The sequence below is a fragment of the Moorella mulderi DSM 14980 genome, assembly GCF_001594015.1.
GTDB lineage: Bacteria > Bacillota > DSM-521 > Neomoorellales > Neomoorellaceae > Neomoorella > Neomoorella mulderi.
In genome coordinates this window covers 1-598 of sequence record NZ_LTBC01000065.1, presented here as the reverse complement: position 1 = coordinate 598, position 598 = coordinate 1, and the positions used below count along the sequence as shown (strand labels likewise).

General features: G+C 52.8%; 2 protein-coding genes. Both read left to right on the top strand.

Features of this window, described 5'->3' with window-relative positions; genetic code table 11:
• Positions 1-65 precede the first annotated feature (65 nt).
• The gene (locus MOMUL_RS15270; RefSeq protein WP_062286261.1) at positions 66-296 is read left to right on the top strand and encodes a hypothetical protein; all 231 of its coding nucleotides are present in this window, start codon (positions 66-68) and stop codon (positions 294-296) included.
• 1 nt (position 297) lies between these two features.
• Positions 298-441: a YvrJ family protein gene (locus MOMUL_RS15435; protein ID WP_064774466.1), complete on the top strand. Its 144-nt coding sequence runs from the start codon at positions 298-300 to the stop codon at positions 439-441.
• The last annotated feature ends 157 nt before the right edge of the window (positions 442-598 follow it).

Sequence of the window (598 nt, the reverse complement as noted above, 5' to 3'; positions counted from 1 at the left end):
CTTACTTCCCTGGCGGCCGGTTTCCCTAAAGTGCAATTAGATGAAATTACATGGAGGTCTTTATAATGTTTCAAGTCAGGTTCAGTTATTTTGCCCGGCCCCGGCGGGGACGCTGTGACTGCTGCGACCGCCAGCAGACCCTGGAAGGTAAAATGCTGCTTCTGGAAGATACTGCCCTCAGCGGCGACCTTGTTCTCTGCGCCGAATGCGCTGCCGCCTGGGGGGAACTCCTGGGCCAGGCCCGGGAAAAGGTAGTCCAGGAATGGAACTTCAGCGAGGAAAGGGAGGGAGCCTGACATGGAAAACCTCTGGGTCCAGATCGGCAACTATGGCTTCCCTATGGTCATTGCCTTTTACCTCTTAGTCAGGGTGGAGAAAAAACTCGATGACCTGACGGTAGCTATAAACGAGCTGGCCCGAACCCTGAAACCCCCCGGCTGAATCGCCGCTATCCCGAACCGTGATAAATTCCCCTCTTGATCATCGAATATATGTTCCCATATAATATGTTTAGAAGGTAGGAGGTGGAATCCTTGCCAGCTAATTGGATCCAGCAAGGTCTGTGGCTAAAATTAAACTGCCTGGTGCCGGTCTACGG